At 65.6% G+C, this 15,822-nt stretch carries 16 protein-coding genes; 9 read left to right on the forward strand and 7 right to left on the reverse strand.

Annotated elements, in window-relative coordinates:
- Nucleotides 1–24: 24 nt before the first annotated feature.
- From ACIBW7_RS24070 to ACIBW7_RS24100, 7 genes are all read right to left on the reverse strand, one after another.
- Nucleotides 25–1,620, reverse strand: a complete 1,596-nt coding sequence (locus tag ACIBW7_RS24070) for a succinic semialdehyde dehydrogenase (protein WP_397049788.1) — start codon at nt 1,618–1,620, stop codon at nt 25–27.
- A 109-nt stretch (nt 1,621–1,729) separates the two neighbouring features.
- Entirely contained in the window at nt 1,730–3,355 is a 1,626-nt protein-coding gene (locus ACIBW7_RS24075) for an acyl-CoA synthetase (RefSeq protein WP_397049790.1), read from the reverse strand.
- Between the two features lie 12 nt (nt 3,356–3,367).
- A complete protein-coding gene (locus ACIBW7_RS24080; RefSeq protein ID WP_397049792.1) occupies nt 3,368–4,612 on the reverse strand; it encodes a hypothetical protein in 1,245 nt (414 codons plus the stop codon).
- Nucleotides 4,606–5,157, reverse strand: a complete 552-nt coding sequence (locus ACIBW7_RS24085) for a nuclear transport factor 2 family protein (RefSeq protein ID WP_397049794.1) — start codon at nt 5,155–5,157, stop codon at nt 4,606–4,608. The genes ACIBW7_RS24080 and ACIBW7_RS24085 overlap by 7 nt, the downstream gene beginning before the upstream one ends.
- Nucleotides 5,157–5,405, reverse strand: a complete 249-nt coding sequence (locus ACIBW7_RS24090) for a ferredoxin (RefSeq protein ID WP_397049796.1) — start codon at nt 5,403–5,405, stop codon at nt 5,157–5,159. Before ACIBW7_RS24090 ends, ACIBW7_RS24085 begins: the two co-directional genes overlap by 1 nt.
- Nucleotides 5,402–6,208, reverse strand: coding sequence for an SDR family oxidoreductase (locus ACIBW7_RS24095; protein WP_397049798.1), 807 nt, complete (start codon nt 6,206–6,208; stop codon nt 5,402–5,404). The genes ACIBW7_RS24090 and ACIBW7_RS24095 overlap by 4 nt, the downstream gene beginning before the upstream one ends.
- The gene (locus ACIBW7_RS24100; protein WP_397049800.1) at nt 6,208–7,413 is read right to left on the reverse strand and encodes a cytochrome P450; all 1,206 of its coding nucleotides are present in this window, start codon (nt 7,411–7,413) and stop codon (nt 6,208–6,210) included. The genes ACIBW7_RS24095 and ACIBW7_RS24100 overlap by 1 nt, the downstream gene beginning before the upstream one ends.
- Nucleotides 7,414–7,732: 319 nt before the next feature.
- Here ACIBW7_RS24100 and ACIBW7_RS24105 point away from each other — a divergent pair, with 319 nt between their 5' ends.
- From ACIBW7_RS24105 to ACIBW7_RS24145, 9 genes are all read left to right on the forward strand, one after another.
- Nucleotides 7,733–9,229 carry an aldehyde dehydrogenase gene (locus ACIBW7_RS24105; RefSeq protein WP_397049988.1) on the forward strand — a complete coding sequence of 499 codons (1,497 nt, stop codon included), beginning with the start codon at nt 7,733–7,735 and terminating at the stop codon, nt 9,227–9,229.
- 29 nt (nt 9,230–9,258) lie between these two features.
- Nucleotides 9,259–10,011 (forward strand): SDR family oxidoreductase, encoded by a 753-nt coding sequence (locus tag ACIBW7_RS24110; protein ID WP_397049802.1) that lies wholly within the window; start codon nt 9,259–9,261, stop codon nt 10,009–10,011.
- Nucleotides 10,008–10,880: an NAD(P)-dependent oxidoreductase gene (locus ACIBW7_RS24115; protein ID WP_397049804.1), complete on the forward strand. Its 873-nt coding sequence runs from the start codon at nt 10,008–10,010 to the stop codon at nt 10,878–10,880. The genes ACIBW7_RS24110 and ACIBW7_RS24115 overlap by 4 nt, the downstream gene beginning before the upstream one ends.
- Entirely contained in the window at nt 10,873–11,310 is a 438-nt protein-coding gene (locus tag ACIBW7_RS24120) for a carboxymuconolactone decarboxylase family protein (protein WP_397049806.1), read from the forward strand. The genes ACIBW7_RS24115 and ACIBW7_RS24120 overlap by 8 nt, the downstream gene beginning before the upstream one ends.
- Before the next feature lie 12 nt (nt 11,311–11,322).
- Complete coding sequence (locus ACIBW7_RS24125; RefSeq protein WP_397049808.1) at nt 11,323–12,789, forward strand: FAD-dependent oxidoreductase; 1,467 nt, start codon at nt 11,323–11,325, stop codon at nt 12,787–12,789.
- An 11-nt stretch (nt 12,790–12,800) separates the two neighbouring features.
- Nucleotides 12,801–13,379: a TetR/AcrR family transcriptional regulator gene (locus ACIBW7_RS24130; RefSeq protein ID WP_397049810.1), complete on the forward strand. Its 579-nt coding sequence runs from the start codon at nt 12,801–12,803 to the stop codon at nt 13,377–13,379.
- A gap of 78 nt (nt 13,380–13,457) precedes the next feature.
- Nucleotides 13,458–14,276, forward strand: a complete 819-nt coding sequence (locus ACIBW7_RS24135) for an alpha/beta fold hydrolase (protein WP_397049813.1) — start codon at nt 13,458–13,460, stop codon at nt 14,274–14,276.
- Nucleotides 14,277–14,330: 54 nt separating this feature from the next.
- A complete protein-coding gene (locus tag ACIBW7_RS24140) occupies nt 14,331–14,756 on the forward strand; it encodes an acyl-CoA thioesterase (protein ID WP_397049815.1) in 426 nt (141 codons plus the stop codon).
- A gap of 81 nt (nt 14,757–14,837) precedes the next feature.
- Nucleotides 14,838–15,611 (forward strand): ABC transporter ATP-binding protein, encoded by a 774-nt coding sequence (locus ACIBW7_RS24145; RefSeq protein WP_397049818.1) that lies wholly within the window; start codon nt 14,838–14,840, stop codon nt 15,609–15,611.
- Nucleotides 15,612–15,822: the final 211 nt, after the last annotated feature.

A 15,822-nucleotide genomic window follows, 5' to 3' on the forward strand; every position in this document is an offset into this window, starting at 1 on the left:
CTACCTCCTGGAGTGAAAAGTGTTTCAGCGCAGCCTCAGCCGGCGCATGAGCCGTAGCGTCGTCAGCGTGGTCTTCAGCTGTTTCTCGTAGGGCAGGCCCGCGCGGGCGGCCATCACCTGGCGCTTCTGCACGCCGATATTCACGGTGTCGGTGTATTTGAGCAGGCCCTGATCGCCGTGCCTGGTGCCGACGCCGGATTGTTTGACGCCGCCGGACGGGGTGCCTTTGGCGGCGTAGGTGGTCACGAAACCGTCGTTGATATTGATATTCCCGGCCTCGAGCTGGGCGCCGATTCGGTTGGCGCGGGCCAGGTCTCGGCTCCACACGCTGGCGTTCAGGCCGTAGGTGGTGTCGTTGGCGAGCCGGATGGCCTCCTGCTCGTCGGTGAACCGGTAGACGCTCACCACCGGACCGAAGGTTTCCGCGGTCGCGTGCGTCATCTCGGGGGTGACATCGGTGAGCACGGTGGGTTCATAGAATGCCGGGCCGATATCCGGTCGTCCCTTGCCACCGGTCAGCACCGTCGCGCCCTTCGCGCGCGCGTCCTCGACATGCGCCGCGACCCGCTCCATATGCTGCACCGAGACCAGCGAACCGAATTCCGGTGTGAAGTCGTAGGCCGCGCCGATCTCGGCGTTCAATTCGTCTGCCGCCGTGACCAATCGGCGCACGAACTCGTCGTACAACCTGTCCTGCACATAGATCCGCTCGATGTGCATACAGGCCTGGCCCGAATTCGCGAAGACCGCGAATGACGCACCGGGAATCACCTCGTCGAGATTCGCATCGTCCAGCACGATCATCGGATTCTTGCCGCCGAGTTCGAGGCTGCAGCCGATCAGATTGCGGCCCGCGCCTTCGCCGACCACCCGCCCGGTCGCGGTCGAGCCGGTGAACATGACGAAGTCGGCATTGTCGATCAACGTCGGCCCCACATCGGGGCCCGTACCGCAGACGACCTGGAAAAGCCCCTTCGGCAGACCCGCCCTGTACAGCAGCTCCACCCCGAACAGCGCGCAGAGCGCGGTCTTGTTATCGGGCTTGAGTACGACGCCATTGCCCGCGATCAGCGCGGGCATCGAATCCGACAGCGCGATGGCGAACGGGAAGTTCCATGGCGCGATGACCGCGACTACGCCCTTGGGGCGATGCTCCTCGGTCGAGGTGGTGATCAGCGGGACCGGGCCACCGCGCCGCTTGGGCTTCAGCACCCGGCGTGCGGTCTTGAGGTAGTGGCTGATGACCATCGGCACATCGCAGGATTCCTCGAAGGCCATGCGGCGGGTCTTACCGCAGCCGATCTGGATCAGGTCGGCGATGGTTTCGTATTCGGCGAGGATCAGGTCGTGTGCGCGTGCGAAGACCTCGAGCCTGCGCTGCAGCGGCCAGGCGGCCCATTCCTGCTGGGCCGCCCGGGCGGTCGCATAAGCGGCGGCGACGTCCTCGGGCGTCGACTGCGGTAGTTCACCGACCGCGGCGCCGGTGTAGACCTCGACCATCGAATACGGATCGGCGGTGCCGGAGGCCGCGACCATTCCGGTCAGCCTGCCGATCAGCGCTTCGGTGATCCGGGCGGGCAGTGCCGGGGCGGAATCCTTCTTGGCTTCGGTTGTATTCATCGGACCTTCTCCGTGCTGACGGCAGATGCCCCCGAATTAGAACACGTTCTTGTCCCGGCTGTCAGGGGCTTGATAGGGATGACCTGGTCGAATGCATGCCGAGACATGGTCAATCCGCCTGATGATCCGGTGCGCGGCCCGCCGCGAACTCCCGCGCCCAGCGGTAATCGGGCTTTCCGCTCGGGGCCCGCGTGACGACGTCGGCCAGCCAGATCTGCTTGGGCACCTTGTACCCCGCGAGATGTTCGCGCACATGGCGCTCGAGCGCGCCGAAATCCACCGGTCCGGCGCCCGCGACCGATACGACCGCCGCCACCTGCTGGCCCCAGCGCTCGTGCGGCACCCCGATCACCACCGCGTCGTAGACGGCCTCGTGCGCCTTCACCACACTCTCGACCTCTTCGACGAAGACCTTCTCGCCGCCGGTATTGACGACCATATTGCCGCGCCCGATCAGGGTCACCGAGCCGTCCGGCTCGACCCTTGCGCGATCGTCGGTCACCACGATCCGGGCGCCGTCGACCGTCTTGAACAGCCGCTCGGTTTTCTCCGGATCCTTGTAGTAGCCGATCGGCACCGCACCGGTCTTGGCCAGCCAGCCCTCGGAACCGGGTTCGACCTGCCGTCCCGCATCGTCGACCACGATCGCGCCGCGCCCGCTCTGCACGCGCGGACCGCGGCCGGGGTTGTCGTCCTTCTGTGCGAAACCGATGCCGCCGAAACCGGTTTCGGAGGAGCCGATGGAATCGGAGACGACGGTCGACGGAAACAGTTCCAGCAGTGCGTTTTTCACCGGTTGCGACAGCAGTGCGGCACCCGAGCCGATGGCGACGAGCGAGGATGCGTCCACCGGGGCGGCGCGGTAGGCATCGATCAGCGGACGGGCCATGGCATCGCCGGTGATCACCATGATTTGCGGGCGATGTTGTTCGACCACCTGCCACACCCGCTGCGCATCGAATTTGGGCTCGAAGATCACGGCATTGCCGGACCACAGGGCGGTGAACGACGGCATCATCGCGGCGGCGTGGATGAGCGGTGGGAGGACGAACCAGGTGCTCGGTTCGCCCTGTGCGCCGACACGGGACTGTTGGTATTCGTCGGAAACCGGTTCGTTCGTGTAGAAGTCGATACCGCCGCCGAGTACCCGCCACATATCCTCTTGCCGCCACATGACGCCCTTGGGCCGGCCGGTGGTGCCGCCGGTGTACATCATGAACAGGTCGTCGGGGCTGCGGTCGATCGAACGGCGGGCGGGGGAGCCCGAGAGTAAGGCCTGCTCATACGAAGCGGACAGGTTTGCCGGGTTGATGGTGTCGGTGGGAATTGGAGCGGGCGGCCGGTCGTCGACGATCAGCACGCGGATCGACGGCGTGTCGGCGAGTGCTTCCAATGCCGTGTCTGCGTATTTCTCATGGCACACAAGCACTTCGAGGTCGGCGTTGTCGTAGAGATAGCGCAGTTCTTCGGCGCCGTACCGATAGTTGATATTGATCGGGACTGCCCGCAGCTTGAAGCAGGCAATGAGGGTGGTCATGGTTTCGATGCCGTTGTGCATCTGGAAACCCACGTGCGTACCGGGGCCGACGCCGATCGAGCCGAGATGGTCGGCGAGGCGATTCGCGCGGGCGTCGAGTTCGGCGAGGGTGAGTGCGAGATCGCCCTCGATCAGCGCGGTGCGCTCCGGTATCGCGTCGACCGCATGCTCGAAGAGGTCCGCGAAGTTGTGGGACATGGCAATTCACTCTCAGCGAATGACGGTGAGCGGCAGCGGGATGCCGCGGTCGGTGAAGGTGAAGGCGGCGCCGGTGCTGATCCGGGTGATCGCCACCTCGGTCGCCTCCTTGAACGGCGCTGCGGCGAGGGCGATTTCGGCGATCCAGCCGTGCTCATCGGAGGTGGTCGAGTGCACGTCGAACCGTGGATTCACGCCGCGGGCCATTGCCGCTAGCGGTGCAAGATGCTCGGGATCGATCATCGACGGCCAGGTGCGGTCGGTGTTGGCATCGCTGTGCCACGGCACCCGCAGTCGCACCGAATCGTCGGTAACGAATACGTCGATGCCGGCGTACGACACGGGATTCCATGCCGGATGCAGTAGCAATACCTCGGCCAGTGCGGCCGGATCGTCGCCGAGCCCGAGTGCGTTGCGGATCCGCTCGGAGGTGAGTCCGGCGATGCCGGTGAATTGTTTGCGGCCGATATCGGTTGCGGTGTCGGCGGACCGAGCACGCACGGCGGTCATGAAGCCGATGGTGAGCAGATGGTGTTGCAGGCAGACCTCGTCGGCCATGCGCACCAGCGCAGATTTGGAGAAGTCGGCGAAGCGCAGATCACTGAGCAGCGGACCGGCGTAATCGCTTTGGCCGGGATCGTCCTTATCGATGGGGGACAGTTCCAGCAGGGCGGCTCGGGAGTTGGCCACCACCTCGGCATTCGGCGGTGTCGGCGGTGGGATATGTGCCGGGTCGATGATGACGGTCCACGCGCACACCGGCTCTCGGTCCGCCGGATGACGCGGCGGCCGGTGGATCGGCCGGACCTGAGCGTGCGGATTTGTCGCGAGGGCGGTCGCGTCGAAGGTCGGATCCTCGATGTCGTGGCACATGGACACCACGAACTCCTCGCCGAGTGGCTCCACATCCGCCAGCGCGCCACAGTGGTCCAGCCAGAACTCGCCGTGATCGCGATCGTCGACGCGGAAACGGAAGTCCATGAATTGCGGCGGCGCACCGATATCGAGTTGCAGGCCCTTGAAGATCGTCGGCACGTCATCGCCCTCGAAATCGAGTGCGCGGCGCATGCGGCGGGTATAGACCGGACTGGCCAGCTGCCACTCTTCGATGGCGACCGCCGCCATGCCCTCGCGGCCGAATGCGCCGATGGAGTGTGCCATTCCGGACCGGTCGATCAGATGACCGCACAGCAGCAGCTCGGGCACCAGCGTCGCCAGCTGGGCCCGCGACAACCGGTCGAAGCTCGAAATCACCACAGTGGAACCGGTGCTTCGCCGATCCGATACCAGCCCGGCAGCGTCTTTCCGGAGACCGACCGTTGGATGCGCTTCTGCATACCCGCGGTCAGCGCATTGTTCTGGATCATCTCCACGAACAACTGCGAGACATTGCCGAAGTCGAAAAAGTCACGCTGCCAGGACCATTGGTAGTTACCGCCGTAGCGGAACCAGCTGCCGCCGATGCCCTCCGGACTGTAGTTGCGGCCGTCGGATCGCTTGTTATCGCTGATCTGCTTCCAGAAGCCGATGACATCGCCGCTGCGCTCATCGATGACGAACTGTTGGTACGGATAGGACCAGCCCTCCAGCCCCTCCATCTCCTGACCGAGTGCGAGTTCCCGGATCTCGGCCCGCCCCACTGCCATGAATTCCTGGGTCGGGCCGTAATTCCAGCCGTAGGTGGCGTCCTCGGTGTACATCTCGGCGAGCGGCTTCCAGTCGCCCTTTTCCTCGCAGCGCTGGTTCTCGAGCACCCAGCGCCGGACCATCTCGTCGAGTTCGGCGCGGTCGAAATCTGGCATTACCGTGTTCCTTTCGCGGCTGTGTTCGCCTGCTCGGCCGGCTGCAATCCCCCAGGATCCTCACGGATCGATAGCGCTTGGGTGGGGCAGTAGCGCACCGCGCGCTCGATATCGGCGCGGGCTTCGGGACCCGGTGCCGGGTCGAGGATTTCGACCTTGCCGCGCTTGGGCACGGTGAAGGCCGAGGGCGCTTCGTCCTGGCAAACGGCGTGCCCCTGACACAAATCCAGATCGGCGATGATCCTCACGGTCGGCTCCTGTCCTCGGCATTCGGTAACGGACGCAGCGGGGCCTCGGGCTGGACCTCGACCAACACGAGATGCGCCCCGCGTGGTGCGGAGACCACGGCGATGACCGCGGCGGCCAGGTCGCCGGCGCGCAGCATGTACGGGTGACGGGCGAAACCCCAGGCCTTCCAGTCCTCCAGCATCGGCCCGACCACCTCGGGAGTGGAATTCATGCCCATGCCGGTCAGCGTCGGACCCGGGCGCACCAGTGACGCGCGAACTCCGCTGCCCTCCAGCTCCATTCGCATCTGCTGGACCATTGCCTCGAGCCCGGCTTTGGCAGCGCTGTAGGCGCCGGTGCGCGGGCGTGGCTCCTCTGCGCAATCGGAGCTGATCAAGACGAAATCGCCGCGCTGCCTTCGCATCATGCCCGGCAGTACCCGGTGCACCAACCGGTGCGCGCCGACCAGATGCACCTGCACCTGCTGCAGGAACCGATCCGGTTCCATCTCGTGCACCAGCGAGAATTCGATATCGCCCGCACCGGAGACCAGGATTTCGGTGGGCCCGAGGGTGTCTTCGGCCGCGGCGACGAAATCGTCGACGGATGCCGCGTCGGTGACATCGAGCTGGTGGGCGAAGGCTTCGCCGCCATTGGCGCGGATCTTGGCCGCCAGCGCCTCGCATTGATCCACCCGGCGTGCGCCGAGCGCGACAGGGTGTCCGAGTTCGGCGAGCGCCTCGGCCGTCGCCGCGCCGATACCGGAGGACGCTCCGGCCACAATCGCCGGTCGGCGCACCGGATTCGGTTCGAACCGTGGCATTATTTCGCCTCCACGATGACGGGCAGGTTGGCGAACCCGCGGACATTGGTCGAGTGCACGCGCTTGATCCCGGCGTCGACGATGTCGTAAGACCGCACGCGCGAAGCGAATTCGCGCAGCGCTACGTTGGCCTCCAGCCGGGCGAGGTGCGCGCCGAGGCAGAAGTGCACGCCCGCACCGAAACTCGCGAGTCCGGCCTTATCGGTGCGCCCGATGCGGTAGCTGTCGCCGTCGGCGAAGACCTCCGGATCCCGATTGGCCGAACCGATCAGCAACAGCACCTTTGCGCCCTTCGGGATGGTGCGGCCGTGCTGGTCGATATCCACCGCGGCACAGCGCGCGACCATCTGGCTGGAGGTGTCGTAGCGCAGCGTCTCCTCGACCCAGTCGGTGACCAGCTCGGGTTCCGCGACGACCTTGGCGTATTCGCACGGGTTGCGCGCACTCCAGTACAGCGCGTTGCCGAGGAGTTTGGTGGTGGTCTCGTTGCCGGCCACCACCATCAGGAACATGAAGCCGATGATCTCCTCGTCGGACAGGGTATCGCCGTCGATTTCGGCATCGAGCAGCGCCGAGGTGAGATCCGTTGTCGGAGTACGCCTTCGCGCCGCGACCATATCCGCGTAATAGGTGAGCAGCGTGATCGATGCCTGCGCGGCGGCCATCGGGACATCCAGGACGCCGTCCTCGCGGTGCACCACCAGATCGGCCAGCCTGCGGATCTCCGCGCGGTCGGCCTCGGGCACACCCATCAGTTCGGAGATGACATCCATCGGGAGTTTGCCCGCGACCTCATCGATCCAGTCGAATTCGCCGCTCGCGAGTGCCGGTTCGAGGTAGGACACCGTCAGGTCCCTGATCCGGTCTTCCATCTCGGCCACCCGCTTGGGTGTAAAGCCCTTGTAGACCAGGCGGCGCATGCGCATATGCCGCGGATCGTCCATGGCCAGGAACGACATCACCCGGCTGGCGTGCGGACCCCAGGCTGCCGGATCCAGCGAGACCCCGTTGGCGCTGGACAGGCGGACGCTGTCGCGGAAGGCCGCGGTCACATCCGCGTGCCGGGACAGCGCCCAGAAATCCAGGTCGGCGTTGTAGTAGAGCGGCGCCTCGGTGCGCAGCCGCTCGTAGGTGGGGTACGGGTCCTCGTGGAACGCGTAGTCGTAGGGGTCGAAGGTCAGGGGCTCCAGTGAGGCGGCCGTCATCGCGATAACCCGGAATTCGAGAACCAGTTCTCATCGGTGACCGGTGTCGCGTCATCAATGGGAGACACATAGCTGGACATGTGTCTGGACGGTACCACCGGCATGCCGGAATCGACAGAGGTTTCCCTGAACAATCTAGGTGAGGTCGGGGTTGGGCCCGCAAGACGACTGGTAGTTCCCGTTGGGGGCGTTCAGGCTAGTTTTGGAGCGTTGCTTCTGAAGCAAGTTCTTGCGTCTGGAAGCGGACCGAGACTATATTCCGTACACCTGTCCAGACAGTATCGGAGCCTTTATGAATGCAGCATCGCGCAGTGATTCGATGGGGGGCGATGGTCGGGCGACGGGTGGGCGCAGCCTCCTGCCCGCCGACGGTTCGCGCCTGCTGATCGGCGGCAAACTGGTCGCCGGTGGGGACGGCGTCTTCGCCACAGTGAACCCGGCGACCGAAGCGGTCATCGGTCAGGCCGCGAATGCGAACGGCGCGGATATGGACGCGGCCATCGCGGCCGCCCGCACCGCATTCGACGACACCGACTGGTCGCGCGACCACACCTTCCGTGCCCGCTGCCTCGAACAGTTGCGCACCGCATTGCAGGCCAATGTCGACGAGCTGCGCGAGATCACCGTCGCCGAGGCGGGCGCACCGACCATGCTGACCAGGGGGCCGCAATTGGAAGGCCCGGTCGCCGATCTTTCGTATTCGGCATCGCTGGCCGAAACCTACAGCTGGGAAACCGATCTCGGCACCGCGACGCCCATGGGTATCAAGAGCCATCGGGTGCTGCGCCGCGAGGCGGTCGGCGTGGTCGGGGCAATTACGCCGTGGAACTTCCCGCACCAGATCAATTTCGCCAAACTGGGTCCCGCGCTCGCCGCCGGAAATACCGTGGTGCTCAAGCCCGCACCGGATACCCCGTGGTGTGCGGCGGCCGTCGGCGCGATCATTGCCGAGCAGACCGATATTCCGCCCGGCGTCGTCAATATCGTGACCTCCACCGATCACGGTCTCGGCGCGCAGCTCACCACCGATCCGCGCGTCGACCTGATCAGCTTCACCGGTTCGACGCAGACCGGTAGATCGGTAATGACCGGCGCGGCTACAACTTTGAAGAAGACTTTTCTCGAACTCGGTGGCAAATCGGCATTCATCGTGCTCGACGATGCGAATATCGCGGGAGCCTGTTCGGTGGCGGCGTTTTCGGTGGCCGTGCACGCGGGACAGGGGTGTGCCCTCACGACCCGGCTGCTGGTGCCGCGCGCCGCATACGACGAAGCGATCCAGGCCGCGGCGGCCACCCTGTCGGGCATCGTTCCTGGTGATCCGGCCGATGCGCGCACTGTCTGTGGACCGCTGATCTCCGAGCGCCAGCGGGCCAGGGTGGAACGGTATCTGGAGATCGCGCGCGCCGAGGGCGGCCGGATCGTGGTCGGCGGCGGCCGGCCGGCGGGCCGCGAGCGCGGGTACTTCATCGAACCGACATTGATCGCGGATGTGCCGAATACGGCGACGGTCGCCCGCGAGGAGATCTTCGGACCCGTGCTCGTGGTGATCCCGCATGACGGCGACGACGATGCCATCCGGATCGCCAACGACTCCCCGTACGGACTCTCCGGCTCGGTATGGGGCACCGACCCGGACCGAATTCGGCACGTCACCGATGGCGTTCGCACCGGCACGATCGGCGTCAACGGCGGCATCTGGTACTCGGCCGACGCGCCGTTCGGCGGCTACAAACAATCCGGCATCGGCCGGGAAATGGGCCTCGCCGGATTCGAGGAATACCTGGAAACCAAGCTCGTCGCGACCGCCGGATAGACCAATTACAGCTGCAAGGAGCTGATTTCATGACTCGATTCCCGGGAAAGACCGCCATCGTCACCGGCGCGGCCCAAGGTATCGGCGCGACATACGCCAAGGCGCTGGCGAACGAAGGCGCCAATGTCGTTGTCGCCGACCTGAATGCCGAACGTGGTAAGGCCGTCGCGGCCGAGATCACCGCCGGTGGCGGCAGCGCCGTCTTCGGCGAGGTCGATGTGGCCGATCCGGAATCGGCCACCGCCCTCGCCGAATTGACCGTCCGCGAATTCGGGGCGATCGACCACCTGGTGAACAATGCCGCCATCTACGGCGAGATGAAACTCAACCTGCTGCTCAGCGTGCCGTGGGACTACTACAAGAAGTTCATGAGCGTGAATATGGACGGTGCGCTGAATATGACCCGCGCGGTGTGGCAGCACATGGTCAAGGCGGGCGGCGGATCGATCGTCAACCAATCCTCCACCGCCGCATGGACCTACTCCAGCTTCTACGGCTTGGCCAAGGTCGGCATCAACGGCCTGACCCAGCAGCTCGCCTTCGAACTCGGCGGTTCCAAGATCCGCATCAATGCCATCGCGCCCGGGCCCATCGATACCGAAGCCACCAAAACCGTGACACCGAGCGTCATCGTCGACGATATGGTGAAACGGTTGCCGCTCAAGCGAATGGGAACACCGGATGACCTGGTCGGCGCCTGCCTGTATCTGCTCTCGGACGAGGCCGGCTGGGTCACCGGGCAGATCTTCAATGTCGACGGCGGACAAGTATTCCGGTCATGAGTAACGAATTGCCGGTCGGGTTCATCGGTTTGGGCAATATGGGCGCACCGATGGCCAAGAGCCTGCTGTCCTGGCCCGGCGGACTCACCGTCTGCGATATGCGCCCCGATGCCGTGCAGCCGCTCACCGAAGCCGGTGCGGCATCGGCCGTTTCGGCCGCGGAAATCGCCGAGAAGGCAGCCGTCATTTCGGTGACCGTACTGGACGACGCACAGGTGCGGGCGGTGGTCACCGGACCGGACGGGCTGTTGCGGACGGCCGCCCCGGGCACGGTTATCGCCGTGCACTCCACCATCAGTGACCGGACCGCCGAAGAATTGGCGGGCGAATGTGCCGAGTACGGCGTCGAATTGGTGGACGCGCCGATCAGCGGTGGTGCGGCCGGGGCCACGCGCGGCAAACTCGCGGTCATGGTCGGCGGCAGTGATACGGCATTCGAGCGGGTGCGTGGACCCTTCGGCTGTTTCGCCGATCTGGTCGTCCATGCCGGACCGGTCGGCGCGGGCACCCGAATGAAGTTGGCGCGCAACCTCTTGCACTTCATCGCATTCACCGCGGCGACCGAGGCGCAGCGGCTCGCCGAGGCCGCGGATCTGGATATCACCGTGCTGGGCAACGTCGTCCGGCACTCGGACGCAGTCACCGGCGGCCCCGGCGCGATCATGCTGCGCGACCGCACCGCGCCGATCGAACCGAATGATTTCTGGCTGCCGATCCTGAGCCACGTGCGCGATCTCGGCGAAAAGGATCTGAGCCTGGCCCTGGATCTCGGCGCGCGACTCGGCGTCGAACTGCCGCTGGCGGAACTGGCTCTCGACCGCCTCGGGCCGGGGCTCGGCGTGCCGAAGGAAAGGGAAACTCATGAGTGACAATGGATCTGATTCGGTGCGTCAGCGCGGGCTGGCCAAGATGGCCGAGGTCTACGGCACCGAGTTCCAGGACTACCCCAGCGACCATTTCGCCGTGACGGCCGATCATCTCTTCGCCGAAATCTGGTCGCGCCCTGGGCTTACCATTCGGGACCGCCGACTGATCCTGCTCGGTGCGCTCGCCGCCCAGGGAGCGATGGATACGGCGGGTATCCAGATCGGCGCCGCGCTGCGCAATGCGGAATTGACCGAGGCGCAGCTGCACGAGATCGCGTTGTTCCTCTGCTATTACGTCGGCTGGCCGACCGGCACCAAACTCGACCTGCTGGTGGGAACGATTGTCGCCCAACAGAAAAAGGCGGCCCGCAAGCAGTCCGAACAGGTGGGGGAGTCCGAATCGTCTCTGTCGTCCGAAGACGTGAGCAAGTGAGGAACGCGAAACATGTCTGATGCAGCAAAGATCCGGCCGCTGCGTGCCGACGCGATTGCCGCGTGGGATTTCGAGGCGGATGTCGTCGTCGCCGGATACGGCATCGCCGGTGTCTGCGCCGCCATCGAGGCCGCCCGCGCCGGCGCCGAGGTGCTGATCCTGGAGCGCACCGGCGGCTGGGGCGGTGCGGCGGCCATGGCGGGCGGATTCATCTACCTCGGTGGCGGCACCCCCCTGCAGCAGGCGCTCGGGTTCGAGGACACGCCGGAGAATATGGAGACATTCCTACAGGCCGCGCTGGGTCCCGGACAGGATAGGGCGAAAATCGCGGACTACTGCCAGAACAGCGTCGAGCACTACAACTGGCTGGTGTCCTGCGGGGTGCCGTTCAAGGAGGAGTTCTGGGGTGAGCCCGGCTGGGAGCCGCCGCACGACGAAGGGCTGATGTACTCCGGCGGCGAGAATGCCGCGCCGTTCAATGCGATCGCGAAACCCGCTCCGCGCGGCCATGTTCCGCAAATGGCGAATAAGAAGATCGGCGCCAAGAGCGGCGGCTACATGCTGATGAAGCCGCTGGCCGATACCGCCGAAAGTCTCGGTGTCGGCGTCGAATACGACATCAGGCTCCGGCGGCTGGTGATCGACGAGACCGATCGGGTGGTCGGGGTCCTCGCGACGCGCTTCGGCAAGGAGGTCGCGATCCGCGCCGAACGCGGGGTCGTGCTCGCCACCGGCAGTTTCGCCTACCACCAGCAGATGATCGAGGGCTATGCGCCGCGGCTGATCGGGCGGCCCGCCGCCGCCATCGAAGAGCACGACGGCATCGGCATTCTGGTCGCGCAGGCGCTCGGTGCCGAGTTGGCGCACATGGATGCCACCGAGGTGGCGTTCTTCGGAGATCCGCAGCTGTTGGCGCGCGGCATCCTGGTCAACGGGCGTGGTCAGCGCTATATCCCGGAGGACACCTATCCGGGGCGGATCGGACAGGCGACGCTGATCCAGCAGGACAACCAAGCGTTTCTGGTCATCGACGAGGAGTCGCTCGAGGCAGCGCTCGCCACCGTGACATCCACGCCGTTCTTCCGGCAGCCGCCGACCTGGGCGGCCGAGACGGTCGTGGAGTTGGAGTCCGATATGGGTCTGCCGGAGCGCGCGTTGCAGGGCACCGTCGACTGCTACAACCTGCACGCCGCCGACGGCAAGGATCCACTGCTCGGGAAGAAGCCGGAGTGGGTCAAGCCGATCGGCACCCCGCTCGCCGCCTTCGACATGCGGGGATTCACCGCGGGTTTCACCCTCGGCGGGCTGCGCACCGACCTGGACTCGCGAGTGCTGCACGTCTCCGGTGAACCGATTCCCGGCCTGTTCGCCGCGGGCCGCTGCACCTCCGGGCTCTGTGCCGGCGGCTACGTCAGCGGTGCGTCCCTCGGTGACGGCAGCTTCTATGGCCGGCGCGCCGGTCGCGCCGCCGCAAAGTAGGATCTAGACACATGTCCGAAGGCGAGTCCATCATCCTGGAGGCGACCCGGCGTCGCCTCACCGAGAAGCAGGCCGACACCGTCGACAAGCTGACCAAGGCCGCGGTGGAAGTGCTTGCGCGCGAAGGCTTCGCGGGGATGACCATCCGCATGGTCGCCGCGGCGGCCGGCGTCGGCACCGCCACGGCGTATACCTACTTCTCCTCGAAGGAACATCTCGTCGCCGAGATCTTCTGGCGCCGCCTGTTCGCCAGTTCGGCTCCGGTCAGCGACGACCCGGACCCCACCGTCCGGGTCATCGCCGAACTCCGCAATATCGCCATGCTCGTCGCCGACGAACAGGAACTCTCGGGCGCCGTCACCAGCGCCCTGCTCGGCCGCGATCCCGATGTGGCACACCTCCGCGCGCGCATCGGCATCGAAATCCGCAAACGACTGGTGCGCGCCCTCGGCCCCGACGCCGACCAGGACGTAGTCGAATCCCTCGAACTCGTCTACGCGGGCGCACTCGTCCGCGCGGGCATGGGCTACGCCTCCTACTCCGAGATCGCCGACCGCATCGAGAAGTCGGCGCTGCTGATTCTGAAGTAGGGCACTTACCCGCCAGGTAATCGACTTCATTATCGGGTGTCGCAATGATGATGGGGCACCAGATGATTGGAGAAACCGATGCCCTACTTCGAATCGCACGACGGCACCACGCTGCACTACCAGGACTGGGGTTCCGGGCGGCCGGTGCTGTTCCTCGCCGGTGGCTGGTTGAGCAGTACTTCGTGGGAGTTGCAGATGCTGCCGCTGTCCAAGGAGGGATTGCGGTGCCTGTCCTACGACCGGCGTGGGCACGGCAAGTCCGACTGGGTCGGGCACGGGTACGACTACGACACCCTGGCCGCGGATCTGGCCGCATTCCTGGAACATCTCGATCTGCACGAGGTCATCGTGGTCGCGCATTCGATGGCGGGCGGTGAGATCGTCCGGTACCTGACCCGGTACGGCAGCGATCGGATCAGCCGGGTCGCGCTGGTCTCGGTGACGATGCCGTATTTCGCACAGGCCGAGGACAATCCGAACGGTGTGCCGAAGGCCGTCTTCGATGCGGTGGGCGCGGCCCGCGCCGCGGACCGACCGCTGTGGATGGAGCAGAACGCCCAGGCATTCTTCGCGACGCATCTTGGCAACCAGGTGTCCTCCGCGCGAATCGCGTGGATGGTCCAGAAGTGCATGGACTGCTCACTTCTCGCGGCGGACGAGATCATGAATACGATCTACAACGCCGACTTCCGTGACGAGTTGCGCGCACTCACACTGCCCACGCTCGTCATCCACGGTGACGCCGACGCCTCCGCACCCATCGACCTCTGCGGGCGCGTGATCAGGGACCTGATTCCGGGCAATACCTACAAGGAATACCCGGCCACCGGCCACGGCATCATGATTTCGCACGCCGCGCAGCTCAATGCCGACATCCTCGACTTCATCAAGGCATGAGGGCCGGGGCGGTAGCGGCCGATACTTGTCGTACCCCGCCGCTACCGTGAGCCAATGGGATTCGCGCTTTCGATCACCGTGTCGCCCGAGGACATCGATGGCAACGGACATATGAACCAGGCCGTCTATCTGCAATACGCGGAACGGGCGCGCTGGGCCTGCCTGCGCGAGGGCGGCTTATCGCAGGAGAAGTTGCTGGAAGCCGGGGTCGGGCCGATCTCGCTGCAGGTGACGCTCGAATTCAAACAGGAACTCTTCGTCGGCGACGAGGTCACTGTCACTTGCGATTTCGCCTGGGATGGCAAGACCCACCGGACCATCCAGGAGATTCGCAAGGCGGATGGGACGGTCTCCGCGGAGATCGTCGGCGTCGGCGGTCTGCTCGATCTGACCGAACGGCGCTTGGTGCCGGACGGCGCGCGCTACTTCCGCGACCTCGCGCTGGATCCGACGGTCTTCGGTCTGGGCCGGTCGGCGTAGTTCTAAGGGTTCATTGAGACCTCGAGAGTTGGGGGAGGTCCCTGATGGCGCGGGCGCGCGATACCGGACAGACTGGGTTCCATGACTTCGCAAGCCCTAGGTGCCGACCTCGAGAAATCGGCTGCCGCCACGGTCGCGGCCCGCGCCATCGACCTGGTGAAGGTCTACGGCCACGGAGATATGCAGGTCAGGGCACTGGACGGGGTTTCGGCCGAATTCGTGAAGGGGGAGTTCACCGCGATCATGGGGCCCTCCGGATCGGGCAAATCGACCCTGATGCACTGCCTGGCCGGCCTGGACAGCGCCAGCACCGGCACCGTTCGGATCGGCGATACCGATCTCGCGGGGCTCTCCGATAAGCAGATGACCCGGCTGCGGCGTGACCGCATCGGCTTCGTCTTCCAGGCATTCAACCTGGTGCCGACGCTGACCGCGCAGGAGAACATCACCTTGCCGCTGGATATCGCCAGCCGCAAGCCAGACCAGGATTGGCTGGATACGGTCATCAAGCGGCTCGGGCTCACCGATCGACTCACCCACCGGCCGAGCGAACTGTCCGGCGGGCAGCAGCAGCGGGTGGCGTGCGCGCGGGCGCTGGCCGGTAAGCCGGAGATCATCTTCGGTGACGAGCCGACCGGCAATCTCGATTCGCGCGCCTCGGAGGAGGTGCTCTCGATCCTGCGCGCGGCGGTGGACGAATTCGGGCAGACGGTCGTCATCGTCACCCATGAGCCGCACGCGGCGGGATATGCGGACCGGGTGGTGTTCCTCGCGGACGGTCGCATTGTCGACGAGTTGCGCGATCCGACCGCCGAATCGGTGCTCGACAAGATGAAGTCGCTGGAGCAGGTGTAGTGAGCGAGCATAGATACAGCGCGCCTTCGCGCACGACGGAGCCGAGCGTCAGCGAGGCGCAGTCGTGAGCGAGCGTCAGCGAGTGAACCATAGATACAGCGCGCCTTCGCGCACGACGGAGCCGAGCGTCAGCGAGGCGCAGTCGTGAGCGAGCGTCAGCGAGTGAACCATAGACACAGCGCGCCTTCGCGCACGACGGAGCCGAGCGTCA

It is taken from the genome of Nocardia sp. NPDC049526, from assembly GCF_044465765.1.
Taxonomy (GTDB): domain Bacteria; phylum Actinomycetota; class Actinomycetes; order Mycobacteriales; family Mycobacteriaceae; genus Nocardia.

Bases quoted from the DNA above. Each gene is read 5' to 3' on its own strand.
- ACIBW7_RS24070 (WP_397049788.1), bottom strand. From the start codon at position 1,620: ATGAATACAACCGAAGCCAAGAAGGATTCCGCCCCGGCACTGCCCGCC.
- ACIBW7_RS24075 (WP_397049790.1), bottom strand. From the start codon at position 3,355: ATGTCCCACAACTTCGCGGACCTCTTCGAGCATGCGGTCGACGCGATA.
- ACIBW7_RS24085 (WP_397049794.1), bottom strand. From the start codon at position 5,157: ATGCCAGATTTCGACCGCGCCGAACTCGACGAGATGGTCCGGCGCTGG.
- ACIBW7_RS24095 (WP_397049798.1), bottom strand. From the start codon at position 6,208: ATGCCACGGTTCGAACCGAATCCGGTGCGCCGACCGGCGATTGTGGCC.
- ACIBW7_RS24100 (WP_397049800.1), bottom strand. From the start codon at position 7,413: ATGACGGCCGCCTCACTGGAGCCCCTGACCTTCGACCCCTACGACTAC.
- ACIBW7_RS24105 (WP_397049988.1), top strand. From the start codon at position 7,733: ATGGGGGGCGATGGTCGGGCGACGGGTGGGCGCAGCCTCCTGCCCGCC.
- ACIBW7_RS24110 (WP_397049802.1), top strand. From the start codon at position 9,259: ATGACTCGATTCCCGGGAAAGACCGCCATCGTCACCGGCGCGGCCCAA.
- ACIBW7_RS24115 (WP_397049804.1), top strand. From the start codon at position 10,008: ATGAGTAACGAATTGCCGGTCGGGTTCATCGGTTTGGGCAATATGGGC.
- ACIBW7_RS24120 (WP_397049806.1), top strand. From the start codon at position 10,873: ATGAGTGACAATGGATCTGATTCGGTGCGTCAGCGCGGGCTGGCCAAG.
- ACIBW7_RS24125 (WP_397049808.1), top strand. From the start codon at position 11,323: ATGTCTGATGCAGCAAAGATCCGGCCGCTGCGTGCCGACGCGATTGCC.
- ACIBW7_RS24130 (WP_397049810.1), top strand. From the start codon at position 12,801: ATGTCCGAAGGCGAGTCCATCATCCTGGAGGCGACCCGGCGTCGCCTC.
- ACIBW7_RS24135 (WP_397049813.1), top strand. From the start codon at position 13,458: ATGCCCTACTTCGAATCGCACGACGGCACCACGCTGCACTACCAGGAC.
- ACIBW7_RS24140 (WP_397049815.1), top strand. From the start codon at position 14,331: ATGGGATTCGCGCTTTCGATCACCGTGTCGCCCGAGGACATCGATGGC.
- ACIBW7_RS24145 (WP_397049818.1), top strand. From the start codon at position 14,838: ATGACTTCGCAAGCCCTAGGTGCCGACCTCGAGAAATCGGCTGCCGCC.